This window comes from uncultured Porphyromonas sp. (assembly GCF_938023125.1).
GTDB lineage: Bacteria > Bacteroidota > Bacteroidia > Bacteroidales > Porphyromonadaceae > Porphyromonas.
The window spans coordinates 198,978-216,563 of record NZ_CALHDW010000018.1 but is presented as its reverse complement, the minus strand read 5'-3'; the positions used below and the strand labels follow the sequence as shown (position 1 = coordinate 216,563).

The window sequence follows — 17,586 nt, the reverse complement described above, 5'->3', positions numbered from 1 at the left end:
CTTATAAGCCCTTCTTGCATTCAAAGCAGAAAGGGCATCTCGCAAAGGGAGTGTCACCTCCTTTCACAAGACGCCCTAAGACGAGGTCTCCCAGCCTCTTGTGCAAAGAGACTGGAAGAATATGGTTTAGCGAGCTACGACAAAACGCTCAATGCGATTAGCCACATGCAAGAAGTAAACTCCCTCTGAGAGAGAAGATACATCTATAGTAGTCTTAGACGAAGTAGCTACAGTGCTAAGAACGAGTGTACCATCCAAAGCATAAATCTGTACTCGAGCACCCTCTTTGTTGGGGATAGAGAGCGTAATAGCTTCGGACGCTACCGTAGGATAGAGAGCCGCAGCCTCTGTCTGTAGCAACTCGACAGCACCAGGCTTACCGGCATAGGGATTCTTTCCCTTGTTCTCGCCATCTTGCCAGTCGTAGGTATCCCATCCCTTGCTACGAGCCACATCAGCAGCGTACACAGAGACAAAGTTGCCTTCCTCACTATTGCTCGTATTTATGGCATAGAGGCTACCTGCCTCAAACTCCTCCGTATTTACCTTATAGCGGTCACAGAGACGATCAACAAGGCCTCGTATAGTCTGTTCGTCCAATTTGTTGCTGTAGCAACTTACCAAATGCAAGATATTCTCTTTAGGGATAAGGAGCTTGGTAAGACTAGCTTCGCTACAATCCAACTCATAGATAGCGGGCATATGTGTAACATCCAACTCGGTAAGTTTTTTCGTCCCGCAGTAGAGCTGATATAGATTTACGAGATTCGAAAGGTCTATAGGCTCTAGATCATCATTGTTTTCGTAGCGAAGGACCTTAAGGGCCGTATTGTTGCGTAGGTCCAAGGTCTTGAGTTTGTTGCTACCACAGCTGAGAAGGTAAAGCTTACGAAGGTCTGCCAAATTAAGCGACTCTATTCTATTCCCCTCACAGACGAATTGAGACAAATTCCTATTCGCTCTAAGGTCTATACTTGTGAGGTTATTGTTGGATACAATCAACATCTCCATCTGAGAAGTCTCGGGAAGCGTGAGTGAAGAAATCTCGTTGTTCATCGCAAAAACAGCCTTCAATTCTTCACATGCAGAGAGATCCAGTGAGGTGAGATTATTCTCCGAAAGCTCTACTACTTGCATCTTGGCAGACTGCGAGAAGTTGACCTTTGCGATCTTATTCTTTGCGCAGCTAACCTGGGCCAAATTGGGATTATTGGTAACATCCAATTCGGTGAGCTCGTTGCTATAAGCCGTAAGCACAGCGAGAGAAGGAGCATGACTAATATCGATAGAGGAGATGCTATTATCTGCCGTTTGTAGGCTACCGCAGTCGAAAGCCGAAAACTTACCGTAGGCAACAATAGTGGGAACGCTCTTCTTTAGATAGATAGGCATACCATTCTCTTTAATGATTTCGTTCGTATCTTTAACTCCATTGCCGTTAAAGTCGATCCAAGCCTTACCTGCATCTTCGTTATTGGCAAGTACGGCTTTGACACCCCAAGTGTCTGAACCTTGACCGGTTGTTTTACTTGTTGTTAGAATGATATACTCATCTTCTCCGGCAGCAATCTTGAGGGAAGAGCCTTCATAGGCAACACCCTTCTTTCCTCCCTTATTATCAAAGACTTTCCAATTCTTTTTGGTGGCTTCCTTCACAATATCAGCGCTATAGCGTCCATTAGGGAACTCTTCTGTATCTACCATATAGAGACGACCGGGATTTTCGGCAGTGCGGCTTGGGAGAGACTCTATGAGGGCCATCATCTTCCCAGGAGCAATGAAATTGCCAAAGCAAGCAACCTCATCGAGCTGAGTATAGCCGGCTGCACTCCAACCGATGAATTGGTTACTGCTCAGGTTTACTTTCTGGAGAGGAGCAGAAGAGTTCAATTTAAGCTCCGCAATGTTGTTGATTGCGCAATCAAGCGTTTGCAACTTATTGTTAGCGGAGAGGTCAAGGCGGCCAAGTTGGTTATTGCGGCATACAAGTTGTGTCAGCTCCTTATTTTTAGAGAGATCTAGTGAGGTGAGTTTATTCTTGTAGCAATTGAGAACTTGTAGATTTTCATTCCCGGAAACATTCAAAGAGGAGAGTGCTTGGAAATTGACAACGAGCTCACGAACGGCCCCATATATCGTAACGGTTCCTCCCATTTTGGGGTATTCGTCCGCTCTATCGGTATTGACTTTAGCCTCCTCGCCTTCGTCGAATTTTTGGTTATTATTTAGGTCGATCCAAATAGACTCCGCATCGGCAGCATCAGCTTTTATCATGATGGACCAGGGGACAAAAGAGGAAATTGCCTCCGTTGTCATCACGATCTTTGGGCCATCGGTAGTGTATGTTGCGGGGTCTGCAGCCGTAGCACGACTTGTTGCAGCAAGGGAAGATAGAAGAAATCCTCCCCCAAGAATAAGGTAGCGAAAGGCTTTCATTTTTTGATTTTGTGATTAGTATTCTATAGATAAAACTAGGAGTTCCCAGTCCATATAGGCGAGAACTCCTAGTATCATCGGTTATTAACGAACTACGAAAGTCTTAGAAACAGATCCAATGGAGAGTACATATACTCCTGCATTGAGATCTTCTACGGAGAGATGCATAGAGGTGTTGGTAGCAATAGTTTCACGCACCTTCGCCCCTGTTGCATCAAAGATAGCAACGGTCTTTCCAACCAACTCGGCAGGAATAGTGAGCGTCATATCTACATCCGCAGGTACAGGATAGAGTGTCACCTTTTCGGCAAGAACAGACTCAACAGCACGAGGCTCTCCGGCATATTTCAACATGGACTCGCCACCATTGTTGTTATATACGGTCCAAACTCTATCGGCAGCAGCCTTCACTTGATCTTCGTAGATCTTGTTGTTGTCTCCCGTGAGAGTAAGATCCACAAAGAGAAGAGCACCAGTGGAGAGGTCGGGATCTTGCTCGGGGAGGGAAGCAATAAGAGCATCTACAGCTTCACCCTTCAGATTGTTTTGGAAGCAAGAAATCACAGAAATTGCCTTACACTTAGAGAGATCCAACGACTCAACCTTATTGAATTCAATAAATAGGCTCTCTAGCTTCTTACATCCGCTGAGGTCAATTGTCTTAAATTCATTGTGTCTAACGTCAAGTTCGCGGAGAGCCTCGGCCGACTTCACATCGAGCTGAGACAATTTGTTGTTGTCCAACCAAACATCGGTTATATTCTTAAGACCGGAGAGGTTAGCCTCGGTGAGTTGAGCACGATGAGCGTGAAGCACTTCGAGAGCGGCACAGTCAGAAAGGTCCAATTTACCTAGGGGATTGTCGTTGCAGTGCAAGACGCGCAATTTGCCAGTACCCTTTAGGACGAGCTTCTTAAGGCCGGTACCTGCACACTCAAGGCGGTCAAGCTCAGGATTATTAGAGAAGTCTAGTTCTTTGATGGCTGTTGTATCGCAGAAGAAGGTGGTAAGCTTCGTATTCTTTGAGAGGTCAATCTCCTTAAGATCGCTTAGGAAAGCTACATTGAGGATACGAAGGTCGGTATTGGCAGTAACGTTCAACGACTTGAGGTTCTTACAAGAAGAAACGTAAAGTTCCTGAAGAGCGGTGTTCTTTGAGAGGTCCAACGTAACAATATCGGTGTGACTTACCATAAGCTCCTTGAGGTTAGAGAGTTTGGTCATGTCTACCTTCTGGAGAGGACTGCTGGTACAACGCAATACCTTGAGGTTAGGATTAGCCGATGCATCTACCTCTGTAATATCGTTGCTTCCGCAGCTGAAAGAGGTAATGTTACCATAGATCGTTACAGAGTTGCTGTTACGAGTATAGTGATTGGCATCCAGATACATGCTCCAGTTGTTGATTTCTTCTCCGGCATCCTTCTTGCCATCGCCATTAAGATCGACAAAACAGTTTGCTTTGTCTTCCTCGTTGGCCTCGAAGAGGAATCTCCATCTTCCGTCGTTTTTATTTGCAGTAACGGTCATTTTGGCAACGGTTTCCTCTACAGGATCAGAGCCTTCGTACTTGTTATAGCCTTCGTCTCCCATACCATTTTGCCAGTCGTAGGCGGTCCAACCAAGTTCCTTTGCCTTGGCAACGGCATCCTTAGTACAAACATTCTTGTCGTCCACCTTTGTATTTATAACAAAGAGAGAACCTTCGTCGTACTCTTTCTTGGGGAGTTGCTCAATGAAAGCCATCATAGCTTTTGCGCTCAACTTATTGTTGTAGATGCTAACATCGTAAAGCTTGGTCATCTCTTTGCCCACTACGATAGACTCCAAGAGGTTATCTTGCAAAGAGAGCTTTGAGATCTTTAGAAGCTTTGATACGTCTATCTTTTTCAACTTGTTGCCATTAGCAGAGAAAGCCTGAAGTAGGCTGATATCTCCCAAAACAAGTTCCTCTATCTCGCTGTTGTCACACTTGAGAGAGAAGAGCTTTTTGTTATTGCTAACATCGAGCTTGGCAAGTTTGTTCCCATTGCAGCTAAGGTTCGTAAGCTTGCTCAACATAGAGACATCAAGCTTTGTAAGGCCTAATTCGCCACACATGAGGGCGGTCAAATTTTTTAGATTCGTAAGATCAAGGTTCTTGATGCCAGCCTTTCCGCAAGACAAAAGCGTAAGCTTTGACCCCTCGGGGAAAGAGAGCTGAGTAAGAGCCTTACAGCCATCCAACTCGAGGGTTTCTAGCTGAGCGCTCTTCGAGAGGTCCAAGCTAGCGAGCTCTTCATTACCGTTAAGCAAAACCTCTATTAGAGAAGCAGGGTTGTGAGTAAGATCAACATTTACAAGGTTAGTACGATTGGCAGATAGCGATTCCATATTACCATAAACACGTACCGTGGCAAGGGTCTTTTCGAGGCGACCAAAGAAGCGAGGAGCATTTTCACTTTCTCCATCATACTGGTTATTCCCATTAAGGTCTATCCAACAAACATCGTCATAGGAAGCCCCCTTTACCGTAATTTCCAAGGGGTCGTTGGCGTTTTTCGTGGTAAGCTCAACGTAGGAATCCGATACGGTAGGAGTTCCACTTTGAGCATACGCAGCCCAACAGCTTCCACTTAATGCGAAAAAGGCGGAGAAAAAGAGATTTCTCCCAACAAGTAATTGTTTCTTCATTACATCATCTGTTTAATAAAATCCGGTGTCTATCAACGTTTATCAAGGAGTGGAGCCAGAATGGCAACTTTGCCCTCTCAGTATTTTTGCATCCTTCCTTGATCCTTGGCAGCAAATGTACGAAAACATTCCTATCATGCGAACTAAAAGAACATAAATCGGGGATACTTAAGCATCCGAATAGAAGAAAAAGGCAACTTTCGTACCAATTAATAGGTACAAAATCTCCCCATAGAGCTATTTGTAGGTAGGCAACTCCCTTGAGTATCCCTCTCTTTGGAGAAAAAGAAAGAGGATGTATCTCCGAGAGAAGGAATAGGTTGTAATTTCCTATTTCCTCCACTACGGGAGATACATCCTCTAGGCAGAAAGGAGAAATCTTTAGGTCAGACTCCCCTCTCTATACTAGGCTGAAAAATTACTTTTTCTGGTCAGCTTCTGTTTGGTTGCTGCGGAAGTAAAGTTGCAAGCGATTGCCGCTGGTAACAATTGACTTGAGCAGAGCTTGTACATCGGCAGGCTTGATAGAGTCGAGTACTTTGTCGTAGTCATCGACCCAGTTCTTACCATTGAAGAAGTACTCTTCGATATTGCCAAGCCAGTAACCATTCTCGCGAATACGTTCTGCATGACGCTTCTTCATATTCACAACGGTCTTGTCGAAATACTCTTGACTTACGCCATTCTTAACGATAAGATTCAACTCGTCGTATACAACCTGATTGAGCTGAGCAGCACGCTCGGGAGCGCAGAAGAATTGAACCGTAACAGAACCTTCTTGAGTTGGGAATTCGTCTACCTCAGCAGCGGCAGAGGGAGAATAGGTTCCGCTCTCACGCTCACGGATAGAGGCGATAAGAGTCTGATCGAGTACGCCGTTGAGGATCTGAGCTGCAAGTATCGTCTTATGATCGTAAACAGCCTTACCCTGGAGGTAGTCCATAACGATACCGGTAGGCGTATTCATATCCTTGTACACTTCCATGGTCTTTTCGCCCTTGCGGAAGCCAGCTTGTTTGGTTCTATCCATCTTAGGAGTAGCCTTACCCTTGGGTACAGATCCGAGATATTTTACGATAAGTTCCTTAGCCTTAGCTTCGTCAATGTTACCAACAAAGAAGAACTGGAAGCCATCAGCAGAAGAGAGGCGCTCACGAGCCATCTGAAGAGCACGCTCATAGCTTACCTTTTCCATATCATCAGCTTTTACCTTCTTACGCCAGATATCATTGTCGAAGAGGAGGTAATTTATAGAGTCGCTGAGAGAAGCGAAGGGCTGACGCTCAGCCATCTTGAGGGCTTCGATAGTCTTTTCTTTGTATGCAGCAAAGGCTTCTTTGTCTGCACGGATGTCGGTCATATAGAGGTAGGTGAGCTGGAGCATTGTCTCAAAGTCAGCCACCGTAGAGTTACCGCTAAAGCCTGAAGTAAAGTTACCAAAAGCAGGAGATACGCTTACGGTACGGCCGGTAAGAGCCTTGCCAAGAGCAATAGCATCGAACTTACCCAAGCCACCAAGCGTTACGATATCGCCTACAATCTTAGTATTAAGGATGTCGCTGGGCTTTGAGTAGAGACGGAGACCTCCGTTCGTAGTACCGGACATTAGGATCTGATCTTCCTTAAAGTCGGTCTTCTTGAGGTAAACCTTGATACCGTTTTGGAGGGTGAGCTCGGTTGTTCCAAACTTCTGATTCTTCTTTTCCTTAACGATCTTGCCACCCTTGAGGTCCTTGTCGATGAGGTTCGTATCAACTACTTCTTCTTTCTTTGCCTCTACGGGTTTGGCAACACACTCATTGTAGAGCTTGATTATTTCAGCCTCGGTAGGATAGGTAATGCCATCCTTCTTGGGACCGGTAACTGTGATAACGAGGTTTTTGCCATCGGTAGTAATCATCTCTTGGATGTACTGAGCTACCATCTCGGGCGTAACCTGCGAAGCAATCATATCCATGAGTTGCTTTTCTACTTCGATACCGGGGATATAGCCACCATCGAGGAAGTAGTCTTTGTATTCTTCGCTGAACGAACCATTTTTGCGGTCAGCACGAGCCTTGAATTGATCTTCGAATCTTTTGAGGACATCCGTACGAGCACGGTCATATTCACTCTTGAGGAAACCATGTTGCTTCACACGTTGGATCTCTGCTACGAGAGCTTCAAAAGCGGGTTTGAATGCACCATCCTTAGCAATAGCCATAAAGGTGAAGGCATTTTTGGTCTTGGCAATACCCATGTAGTTGTAGTCGAAGGCACCACCACGGAGGAAGGGAGCATTAGGCTTGATGGTAATTTCCTCAAAACGCTCGTTGATGATCTGAGTGGCAACAGCCTCCATATAGTTTACCAATGCACCGGCAATAGAGCCTCTTTCCTCTCTCGTGAGGACGTCATGCTTGAACATTATAGAGATATTGGTAGAGGTAGCTTCTTTGTCGGTAGCGATGGAAACAATAGGAGTTGCATTGTCTTCTACTTGTACAAAGTAGCGTTCGGCAGGATTTTTGGGAGCAGGTACGTCAGCAAAAATCTCTTTGAGTTTCTTTTCTACATAGTCTACATCAATATCCCCAACGACGATAATTCCTTGGAGATCGGGACGATACCACTTGTGATAGAAGTCGCGGATTTCGTTGTGCTTGAAGTTGTCTACTACTTCCATTGTACCAATAGGCATGCGCTTTGCATACTTATTGTTGGGGAGTACGATAGGGAGCTGAGCTGTAAGCATTCGCATACCGGCATTGTCTCGCGAACGCCATTCTTCGTGGATCACACCACGCTCTTCGTCAATCTCTTTGCCGTCGAGTGTAATGTTGTTGCTCCAGTCGTGCATGATAAGAAGACAGCTATCGATAATATCGCGCCCCTTGTCTGTAGGAGCATCCATTACGGTATATACAGTCTCATCAAATGCGGTATAAGCATTAAGGTCTGCTCCAAACTGGCAACCAATGCGCTCCAAGAATCCGATAAGATTCTTCCCGGGGAAGTTCTTCGTTCCGTTGAAAGCCATGTGCTCAAGGAAGTGAGCAAGACCCGCTTGTGTATCTTCTTCGAGAATAGAACCCACCTTCTGTGCGATGTAGTAATTAGCACGATTCTTGGGGTTTTCGTTGTGACGAATAATGTAGGTCAAACCATTAGGCAACGTACCCATACGTACAGCCGGATCAATGGGTAACTGCTGCATCATTGGATCTTGGGCTCGCAAACTCGCGGGTACGAGGCAGCCAAAGATCAGGAGCACACCTAGTGCAAAACGTTTCAGTTGCATACTAAACTCAATTATTATTCTAGAATTGTATTGATATTTCTACCTGGTTCTAACAAAAAGGGAGGAGGCGTTCTATCTCCCCATAACAGTGCAAAGGTAGGTACATTCCACTACACTTTGTATGTTTTCCCACATATATTATCCTTATTTCAGAAACTTAACGTGGCTCCGACCACACCTACGATATAGTTGGGATCTCGGTAAGCCAAGGGATATTCACTACGAAGAAGGAAGGGGGCCGTGAACTCCCCGTGCAGGGCAAGCCAGTCTGTAATGAGCCATGCACCCGTGATGCGCACCACACGTTGTGCCGTGGTAAGGGTCGTGGTGGCATCGTGGGGAGATACAAAGGATATGCCCTCTCTCAAAGAGGCTTGAGCCGAGAAGTCGAGGTTTGTAGTGGGGCTATAGGTAAGAGAGAAGTCAATCGAACGAATAGGCTTCCCCTGCGCTACGCCTCCACCATCGAGCTTGTAACGGCGCTCAGTCCATTGCAAAGCAGTTTGCAACTTAGCTCCCAAAGCATACCCAATGCGGCCCGAAACGAACCAAGAGTGTGACTTGGCATACCGGGGGGTAAAGGCCAAGAAGAGGGGGGTGCTATTATCGTCCTTCTCGCCAAAAAGGAAGGGTTGCCAGAAGTGTGTATTACGTGTGCGCTCATAGCCTCCCGAGAGGGAGAGAGACACACCTCCGGGCAGTTGTGCTCGTATGCCCAACTCGCTATCCACAAACTTCATCTCAGGACGGAGGAGCGAATCGGGGTGAAAATAGCGATTCTCCCGAGCCAACTCATGCAAAGAGGGCATGTTTAGTCCACCGTCCACACGGGCAAACACCTCCAGATTATTACGCCAGCGGAGTGAGCCTCTGAATACCGGAGAGAGAGGGAGCACGTTCACACCCGCCGTTACTTGCCACTCGGTATTCCCCAGCCAGCCATTGAAATAAATCTTGGGCGTGAGGTTGAAGTAGAGAGAAGGCAACGGACCGCCCGGCACGTAGAGGCCGCCCTTCATAGAGTCTTTGGGGGTTCTTTGCCAGTCTTGATAGAGCACCATACCGGCAAGCCCCCAAGCGAAGTCTTGCTTAGACGAAAAGAGAAGATCGAAGTCGCCTACGACGCGAAGTTCGTGATGCTTCCACTTGCTAAAGAAGGCGGGAAGTTGCGAGTACTTACGCCCCGTATGCTCCACAAGAAAGCCAAACGAGGTCTGATTATCAAGGCCAAACAGATTGGCTCGCCCGATATTGCCGGGACGGACATAACGATAGATAGCGGCTTCGTAGTCCTGCTTCACCTCCATGGGAGGGCGATTGCTCGTCAAGAAGGCTGCCGTTTGTACATCCAATCCATAGTAATTGAATTGGTCGTAGTCTCCAAGAATCTGGAGGGAGTGAGTGAACTCTTTCCCCCTATACTCATAGTTGAGGTCCCAGTCGGAGAGATGGCGATAGGTGTAAATCCGAGCAGGGAACCCTTGATAGAAATAAGAATTATTGGCGAACGTAGAGGTATGACGCAGGTGCAGGTCCACGACATGCTTCTCATTGAAGCATTGTGTATAACCGGCCTGAGCTCGTACCACCGGCTCTAGTCCTAGAGAAAGATCTAGGTAACCGGCCTTATTCGAGCGAGGCACCCACGACGCCATATTGCTCAGAGCAGGATACTCCGGCAATAGTACAGGAGGGGTAAAATCGCCTGTAGAGCGAGGGGGGATAGGCTCTAGCCGTGTTACTTTAGGCTTATCAAATTGATATGTGGAGGCCAAAGGTTGCACTGTGCCTAGGTGTACTTCGGCATCACTTACCACGGTAAGTTCGCGACGGAGCGTATCTGCCCTTTGCGGTTTTGAGGGTTGCTGGGCTTGAGCAAGACCGCTTGTGAGAAGTCCGAAGGTGGCAAATGCCACAAAAAATAGTGTACGGGAATATCGTTTCATCACTTATCTCTATCTCTTTGGGGTACCTGTTTGCTGGTCTTGATAGCGTGCAATGCGCTCAAGAATATCGTCTTCACGCTTAGGATAATTGTTCTTTAGACTCTCCACATATTGGTCTGCCGTCACCTTGTCGCCCTCTGAGCGATAGATCTCTGCTAGTGCCAAGATCCCCCGAGCGAGCCAATACTCGTGCGGAGTTCCCTTCTCAATAAACTTATTGAGTAGCTGCTTGGCTTCGTGTCTTTCTTTGTTCGAGCCCTTTGCTAGCAGGGTGGCATAATAGACGGTCGCCTCAGCACCTGCCGAGAGATCCGTCTTAGAAAGAATTGTCTTGTACTCTGCCAAAGCCTTAGCACGCTCACCGAGTTCGCTATGGGCCATACCTCGAAGGAGGTGAAGCCTCTCAGCGCCCTCTTCGCCCAAAGTGGTGAGAGCCTCCGTAGTCATAGCCACGGCACTCTTCCATTTCTCCATCGCAAGGGCCATCTCTGCCGCCTTCTCAGCCGCCTGCATTCGCAACGAACGATCCGAACTTTGTGCGTAAAGGGTATGGTATGTGTCGTATGCTGCTTGCTTATCGTCTCGCTCCAATTGCAAGGCTCCTAGACGTTGCAGTACCGAAGACTGTGCGGCACGAGGCAACTGCCCTACCTCTGTAGCAAGGGCGGTATATAGCGTATAAGCACGATCCTTATCCCCACGCTCAAAGGCCATATCTGCAAGGTACTTTTGGATGGTGGAGACATCACTACCCACACGATATCGGGCTACAAAGGCCTCCATCTTGGGTTCTGCCTCCTGCGAGCGACGCTTATACTCTCCCTCCAGTGCCTTAAATTCGAGTTCTCGACTCTCGCTTTCGCTCAAAGAGAATGCCCCACCCGTCTTCTGTACAGCACGCTGTAAGTAGTCGGTGCGCCCCTCTTCGATGCAAATGCTCTTTAGGTGCGTAAAGGCCGTAGCCGCCTCAGCACTCTTGGGATAGCGGTGCATCAATTCCGTGTAGGTATCGAGCGACTTATCGATCCGTTGTGTATTGTAATAGAGAAGAGCCAACTGCAGCAAGGCAAGACGCCCCTCCTCACTTTGGCTGTACCTTGTAGCGGTGGCAACAAAGGCTTTTTCCGCAGCATCATTATTCCCTTGCAGGAGGTAAGCACGCCCCTTTTGGTACTCTGCCTGCGCAGCCGCAGGGGTGTCGGGGAAAGTGCTTATAAGTCTATCAAGCAAAGCGATCTGGCGAGAATATTGCTTACGAAGCCCATTAATCTCGGCCAACCGAAAGAGCGCATCACTGCTTTGTGAGGGGGCTAGACTGATGGCATGCTCATAGGAAGCAAAAGCAGCATCTAGAGCATTGGTCGCATACTGGCAATCCCCAAGGCGAGTATAAGCATCGCTCTGACGCAACGCCCCTTGCTTCGAATCTTGTACAGAAGAGGCGAAGTACCCCTTGGCTTCGGCATATCGTCCGCCATTGAATAGGGCATACCCGAGATAGTACTGAGCCTCCGATTGGTTGGGTCTCCGTGCACTCTCCGGCAAAGCGAGGTAGGCGGTAAGCGGGCGAATAGAGCCGGCATAGTCACCTTGAGCTCGTAATATATCTGCCTGAATGAGCAGCGACTCTCCCTTGTATAGGGAGCTTACGGCTTGCTTATCGAGGGCCTCTTCGGCATACTTAGCCGCTTGTGCGTACTTGCCTTGTGAGAGGGCATCAAGAGCCAAATGGTTAAGAACATATTGGCGCGCCTCCTCTATGGCCGGAGTCATTTGCTTGAGGCGGCGGATCGAGGCCAACGAGGTGGCATAGTCCGTATTGGAAAGATAAAACTCCGTTAGGAACTTCTCCATCGTGGGCCGATGCTTAGACGTGGGGAAGGTATTGAGGAAGCGCTCGGCAATACGCACGTCTTGCCCGAAGTTGGACTGACCCGAGGAGCGCATAACCAATGCCATCTCGTACATGGCAGCCTCCCGCACTTGGGTGGGGGCAGGCTCCTCTACGGCCCGCTCATAGGCCACAATAGCTTGGGGGTAATTCCCCTGATCTCGTAAGGCTCGACCTAGGTAGAGGCTGGCAGCATAGCCCGTAACGCCCTTTCCTTGGGTAGCCTGCTTGAGAGGCTCGATAGCCTCATTGTATCTCTGTTGCTCCATGTAAGCGGCTCCCAATAAGAGGTAATCTTCGGGGGAGGCAAACTCGGAGGAGTTTTCGATAAAGCGCTCAAGATATTTACTGGCGTTGGGGGCATCCCCCAAACGATAATAGGCATTACCGGCCACTTGCAAAAGCGAAGGATTAGAAGCAAGACGAGGCTCTACACGCTCAATCTCACCCACCTCGGCCACGGCCTTGGCATAATCTCCCGAGTAGTACGAGAGTGCAGCCATACCGATGCGCGTCTCGGGAGCCAATTCACGGTCCCCCGAAAGGGAGCGATAGATAGCCTCCGCCGCTTGCAACTCACCCTTTGCCATCTTGCTGCTGGCCACATAGAGTTTGGCAATGCGCCCCCAGCGATTATTTGCTTGGGCAGCCTCGGCAAACAAGGGATCCAACTTGTCCCCGCCTCGGTTGGTACGCAGGAGGGCATAGGCGGTACGCACCTGCCACTCGGTACGCTCGGCACTCGAGAGGGCACTTTCGTCCACCTTTTCGAGGAGGTTGCGTGCCCGATGGAAATCACCCTCCGCCATATACAAAGCGGCCCGCTCCAGCGATAGGATGGGGCGGCGCTCATCTACGGGCACCCTTGTCAAGAAATAGTCAATCGTCTCTGCCGCAAGAGTTCGTCCCAAGCGATAGTTTTCGTGAGCATTCCTAGCTAAAAGGTCGGAAAGAATAGCACCTTGAGGTGACGCGATGAAAGGAGCCGTCAGACGAGGATTATACCCTCGAATAGCCCCACTATGTGCCAGAAGAGTTTGATTTTGAAGCTGCTCGTGCCAGTGTAAAGAGCGCTCTTCTTGAGCTTGTACAGCAGCTGTAGAGAGCATCAAGAGGGCGGTAGCCCAAAGGGGAGTATTTTGTTTCATACTATCTCTGCTAATCGTTTAGCACAACAATCCAAACTCTCCGGGGGCTCGCAAAATCCCAAGAGAGTGGACGGATATTCTCCCGCCAAAGATACATAACATTCCCATAACGACGTAGAAACGAGCCGCTCTACACGACCTTACAAGAAGAAAGAAATGCTTAAATTTGCAAAGAAAATCTCCTATCTAAGCCCTAAAGATGAAACCATCAGTGCCAAAGGTATCTCCTAGTGTAGGGAGAGTGATACCACTCATAGCGATGCGTACCGTAAGATCTACCGCAAGACTTTGTCTCGCCCTAGTGCTCGTCTTACTAACCCTAGGCCCGATAAAGGCTCAGGAACAGATTGTATTCGCCGATTCGACTACGCTATCCTGCCCACCATGGCAGGGCACACTTACAAAGTTTTCCCTCACCCCGGAAGGGGCTACGCTCTACGACACCGCACCCAAGAAGACTCACAACAAGGCGGCCCTCCTCCACACCCCCACACTATCCGGCATACATACGTGGCGGGGCGAGATCTCGTTTCGCTTTGCCATCACCTCTGCCAATACCTTTGTTGTGCTCATAGCTCCACTGACTGCCCCCACACAAGAGAAGGGATATACCACCTGCCGCTATGCCTACCTCTCGGGAGAAGAAAGCGGAAGTATTGGGCTCTTTGAGGGCATTTTCTCGGTCGGAAAAGAGGGCGAGATCGTACACAAAAACAAGAATGCAGACAAACCTATCATCACCTCCAACGCAAACGACGCCATCCGATTTACCTCTGCCAACCTCCACCACCTCGCTTGGCATATCACTTACTCGGGCTCGGAGGGATGGCAACTTTACCTCAAGAAGAGCCTAGAGCCCCGGCAGAAGTTTATCTACATAGGGTGCGACTCAACAAGTCTTCCCCCACAAGATTACGCACAAGGCTCCTTCTCGGGCATTGCCCTACGGTACTCGCTCAAAAACGCACAGCACTTTACGCTTCACCGGCTCCTCTATGCCCAAGAGCGACTCAGCGCAAACGAATCGCCCATAACCCCCACAGAGTCCATCTTTGCCGACTTCGATTTTACCCCTCAAAGCATCCGTCTCATAACGCATAGCCTGGTAAGCATAGAGGGCGCAGAGTTTGATCTACAACCCTCTTGTGGCACCCTTACCCCCGGCATCAAGGGGAAAACCATCACGCTCGATCTGGAAAAGCCATTCAAATCGGGCAACTACAGTCTTTTTGTTCGGGGCATAAAAAACCTCGATGGCGCTCTCGCCCCCTCGGAGCGGATCGATTTTGAAATAACCCTCCCTAGCGACTCCATAGGACTCGGCAAGCCCGACGAAGAGCACCTACCCCAAGACCATCTGCTCCTTAGCGAGGTACTCCCCCACCCTACGGCCCACGCAGCGGAGTTCGTTGAGGTATACAACCCCACCACGCACCCTATTGACATTCGAGACTATGCGCTAGCCGTGCGCACAGAAGGCCGGCGAAGCAAACTATACCCCCTCACAGTAGAAGAAAATCATCTGATTCAGCCCAACGAATACCGAGCCATCACCCCCTGGAAGCGAGGCCTTGCCGACTACTACCACTGCTCAATAGACAGCCTTAGTGAGATCGAAAAGTTCCCGGCACTCCCCAATCGGGAGGGGCAAATCGTGCTCTACTCCCTCTGCGATTCGGCCGTTGTGGAAGAGATGTTCTACGGGCCCAAAATTGCATCTCGAGGAGAAATGAGCGAAGGGGTATCCCTAGAGCGCATCCTATTCACCCGACCCGCACTCACCCTCGACAATTGGCATGTAGCACGCCCCGAGCAGGGCAATGCCACCCCCGGTAGACCCAACTCCGTGCGAGTAGAGTGCGATTTGCCCATCGAAGAGCGCGAGGGAGAAACCCTTACTCCGGAGCAAATAGCCGCACTTACACTCTATGCGCTACAAGACCCCGCCAATAATGCCACTCTCACCCTCTACACACTCAGAGGGTACCGCGCTGCCATCTTGGGACGCGCTGCCACCCAAGCGTGGTGCCGGATCTTTCTCAAAGGCGAACAGACTCAGCTTCACAGCCTACCTCCCCACACGCCCCATATTGTCTCCATCCGGCTCACTACAGCCCAACAGAGCAAGCGATACTCTTTTATCATTGCTCCATAATACCCCTAGTCAACCCGGGAGGGCCCTTTTTTAGGGCACTAAAATGGCCTTTTATTACGTGGGAAACGCCCCCAAAAGGCAGGGTGAAAAAGATTCCGCCACAGGGCAAGAAAAAAATGTTTCTCGGGCTGGAGGCAGCCAAATCTCGGGCAGAAATCTTTTTCTTTTTAGCCGGTAAGGGAGCGCAGTATTGGGCAAGATAGTCTTAAGAATCAACCTCTAACGGCAAGCCGCTCAACGCAGCGTGATAAGTTGCTTTACCCAAGAGCCATCCTTCAAAAGCAGCATGGCAAGGTAATTGCCACAAGCGATACCCGAGAGATCGATACCCCGATCTAAGCCCTCTCGCTGCGCCCTGATACGTACCCCTTTTGTGTCGAAAAGCCAAAACGACTCCACCACCTCCGGAGCCGAGAGAGAGACAGAGCCCGTAGTCACTTCGGTTGGGAAAATACAGCAACTCCCCTGCAGGGCTGAAGATACCTCCCCATTAGCCAAACTCTTACCATCTACCCAAACATCGTAAATGCCGGAAGGCATAGTCGCCACCTCTCGCAGGTCATACTCCTTCCAATCGCCAAAATAGTCCGTAGTAATAAAGCAAACATGCTTAAAGGCCTCCGCTTCGGATACATGCTCCACCGTAAGAATCGGGCTCGTTGCCCCCTTTATGGGCTCCAGATTATCGGTACGATACCATTGATATTTGCAGTTTCCAATCAACCCTTTCCCTTGGTAGGTAGCATCGAGTTGGAGCTTATCTCCGGCGGCCAGCTCTACCTTTTTATTCTCTTGATAGGCCCTTTGTAACCCTACTCTAAAGATTACATCCCGGCTCGTAGCATACTTCTTCCAATCGGCAAAGTCGGCAAAAGAAAAGCGATTTAGCATCACATTGAGATTGGCAAAGCCCTTGACCTTTTTGTAGAAGGGAGGCACCTTGCCCGACAATTCATTGCCTTGGAGGAAAAGCGAACTCAAGGCGAGAGCCTCCGAATAATTAGGGATGGGCCCCGTGAGTTTGTTGTAACTCAGATCCAATTCTTCGATTTTCGATGGCAAAATGCCAGGCATTGTACCGGTAAACTTATTATTGCCGGCATAGAGCACTTCGAGCCGGACCATCCCCGAAAGGTCTTGAGGAAACTCGCCTTCCAACTTGTTGTTCTGACAAGTAAAGCGCGAGAGGGAGGCGTGCCTTATAGCCCACTCGGGGAAGGGACCCGTGAATTGGTTGTCATTGAAGTAGCAACGCCCAAAAATAAACTCGTTCTTCTCTCCCAAATGGGTGGCTCCCGAGAGATCGGGGATAGCCCCTGAGAACTCATTATCTTGCAGCGAAAGATCCATCAAGGCAATGCAGCGAGTAAAGCTCCGGGGCACCTCGCCGGATAGCTTGTTGTGGGTGACATCCAACGAAAGCATCTTGCTACAATTGCCGATCTCCATGGGCAAGGAGCCCGAGAATTGGCAGTTAGAAAAGTCGGCAATAAGCAGGTCGGGCATCTTAGTGATGTCAGGTAGACTACCCGACACGGCAAGGTCGTTGATGAAGAGAAACTCCAAGAGCACAAGCTGCGAAAGGTCGGGCACTTCGCCCGTAAACTTATTGTTGCCCAAACGGAGCTGCGTGAGGGTTTTGACTTTTCCTATCTCGCTAGGGATAGGCCCCGTAAGCCCATTATTGCCAAGAAGAAGGCCGGATAAGTGTGGCAGTGAGAGCAACTCTTCCCCCGGGAATTTGCCCACAAGCCCGGCATCTTCGAGGAACAACTCCGTGACATGCCCCTCCTTGATGGTAACCCCCTGCCAGGTGGAGGCATCTTTGGACAAGTCCCATCGATAGGGATCATGCCAGTTAGTTCCCCCCGTAGCCTTGTAGATAGCAACGAGAGCAGCTCGCTCAGCCTCCGGAATGGATTGTGCCCCTAGAGAGAGGGACGAAAGGGCTAAAACTCCAATGAAAATTGGAAGAAGTAAATGTTTCCGTACCATAGATCAAACAAAAAGGAAGATGCCTCCCCCCGATCTCCACAACAGGGAGAAACCGCAAGAAG

At 49.1% G+C, this 17,586-nt stretch carries 7 protein-coding genes; 1 reads left to right on the top strand and 6 read right to left on the bottom strand.

All coding sequences use genetic code 11. The annotated features are described in order from the left end of the window. Window positions 1–126: 126 nt before the first annotated feature. From Q0090_RS06965 to Q0090_RS06945, 5 genes are all read right to left on the bottom strand, one after another. Window positions 127–2,436 (bottom strand): T9SS type A sorting domain-containing protein, encoded by a 2,310-nt coding sequence (locus Q0090_RS06965; protein WP_297949139.1) that lies wholly within the window; start codon window positions 2,434–2,436, stop codon window positions 127–129. A gap of 84 nt (window positions 2,437–2,520) precedes the next feature. Then, on the bottom strand, window positions 2,521–5,109 hold the full coding sequence (locus Q0090_RS06960) for a T9SS type A sorting domain-containing protein (RefSeq protein ID WP_297949137.1): 2,589 nt from the start codon (window positions 5,107–5,109) through the stop codon (window positions 2,521–2,523). 418 nt (window positions 5,110–5,527) lie between these two features. After that, window positions 5,528–8,389, bottom strand: a complete 2,862-nt coding sequence (locus Q0090_RS06955) for an insulinase family protein (protein ID WP_297949135.1) — start codon at window positions 8,387–8,389, stop codon at window positions 5,528–5,530. 149 nt (window positions 8,390–8,538) lie between these two features. Then, window positions 8,539–10,335 (bottom strand): hypothetical protein, encoded by a 1,797-nt coding sequence (locus Q0090_RS06950; RefSeq protein ID WP_297949133.1) that lies wholly within the window; start codon window positions 10,333–10,335, stop codon window positions 8,539–8,541. A 9-nt stretch (window positions 10,336–10,344) separates the two neighbouring features. After that, on the bottom strand, window positions 10,345–13,374 hold the full coding sequence (locus tag Q0090_RS06945; RefSeq protein WP_297949131.1) for a tetratricopeptide repeat protein: 3,030 nt from the start codon (window positions 13,372–13,374) through the stop codon (window positions 10,345–10,347). A 259-nt stretch (window positions 13,375–13,633) separates the two neighbouring features. Here Q0090_RS06945 and Q0090_RS06940 point away from each other — a divergent pair, with 259 nt between their 5' ends. Then, complete coding sequence (locus Q0090_RS06940; RefSeq protein ID WP_297949129.1) at window positions 13,634–15,529, top strand: lamin tail domain-containing protein; 1,896 nt, start codon at window positions 13,634–13,636, stop codon at window positions 15,527–15,529. 234 nt (window positions 15,530–15,763) lie between these two features. Here the strand turns inward: Q0090_RS06940 and Q0090_RS06935 are convergent, their stop codons facing one another. Beyond that, window positions 15,764–17,524, bottom strand: coding sequence for a hypothetical protein (locus Q0090_RS06935; protein WP_297949127.1), 1,761 nt, complete (start codon window positions 17,522–17,524; stop codon window positions 15,764–15,766). Window positions 17,525–17,586: the final 62 nt, after the last annotated feature.

Bases quoted from the DNA above. Each gene is read 5' to 3' on its own strand.
- Q0090_RS06965 (WP_297949139.1), bottom strand. From the start codon at position 2,436: ATGAAAGCCTTTCGCTACCTTATTCTTGGGGGAGGATTTCTTCTATCT.
- Q0090_RS06960 (WP_297949137.1), bottom strand. From the start codon at position 5,109: ATGAAGAAACAATTACTTGTTGGGAGAAATCTCTTTTTCTCCGCCTTT.
- Q0090_RS06955 (WP_297949135.1), bottom strand. From the start codon at position 8,389: ATGCAACTGAAACGTTTTGCACTAGGTGTGCTCCTGATCTTTGGCTGC.
- Q0090_RS06950 (WP_297949133.1), bottom strand. From the start codon at position 10,335: ATGAAACGATATTCCCGTACACTATTTTTTGTGGCATTTGCCACCTTC.
- Q0090_RS06945 (WP_297949131.1), bottom strand. From the start codon at position 13,374: ATGAAACAAAATACTCCCCTTTGGGCTACCGCCCTCTTGATGCTCTCT.
- Q0090_RS06940 (WP_297949129.1), top strand. From the start codon at position 13,634: ATGCGTACCGTAAGATCTACCGCAAGACTTTGTCTCGCCCTAGTGCTC.
- Q0090_RS06935 (WP_297949127.1), bottom strand. From the start codon at position 17,524: ATGGTACGGAAACATTTACTTCTTCCAATTTTCATTGGAGTTTTAGCC.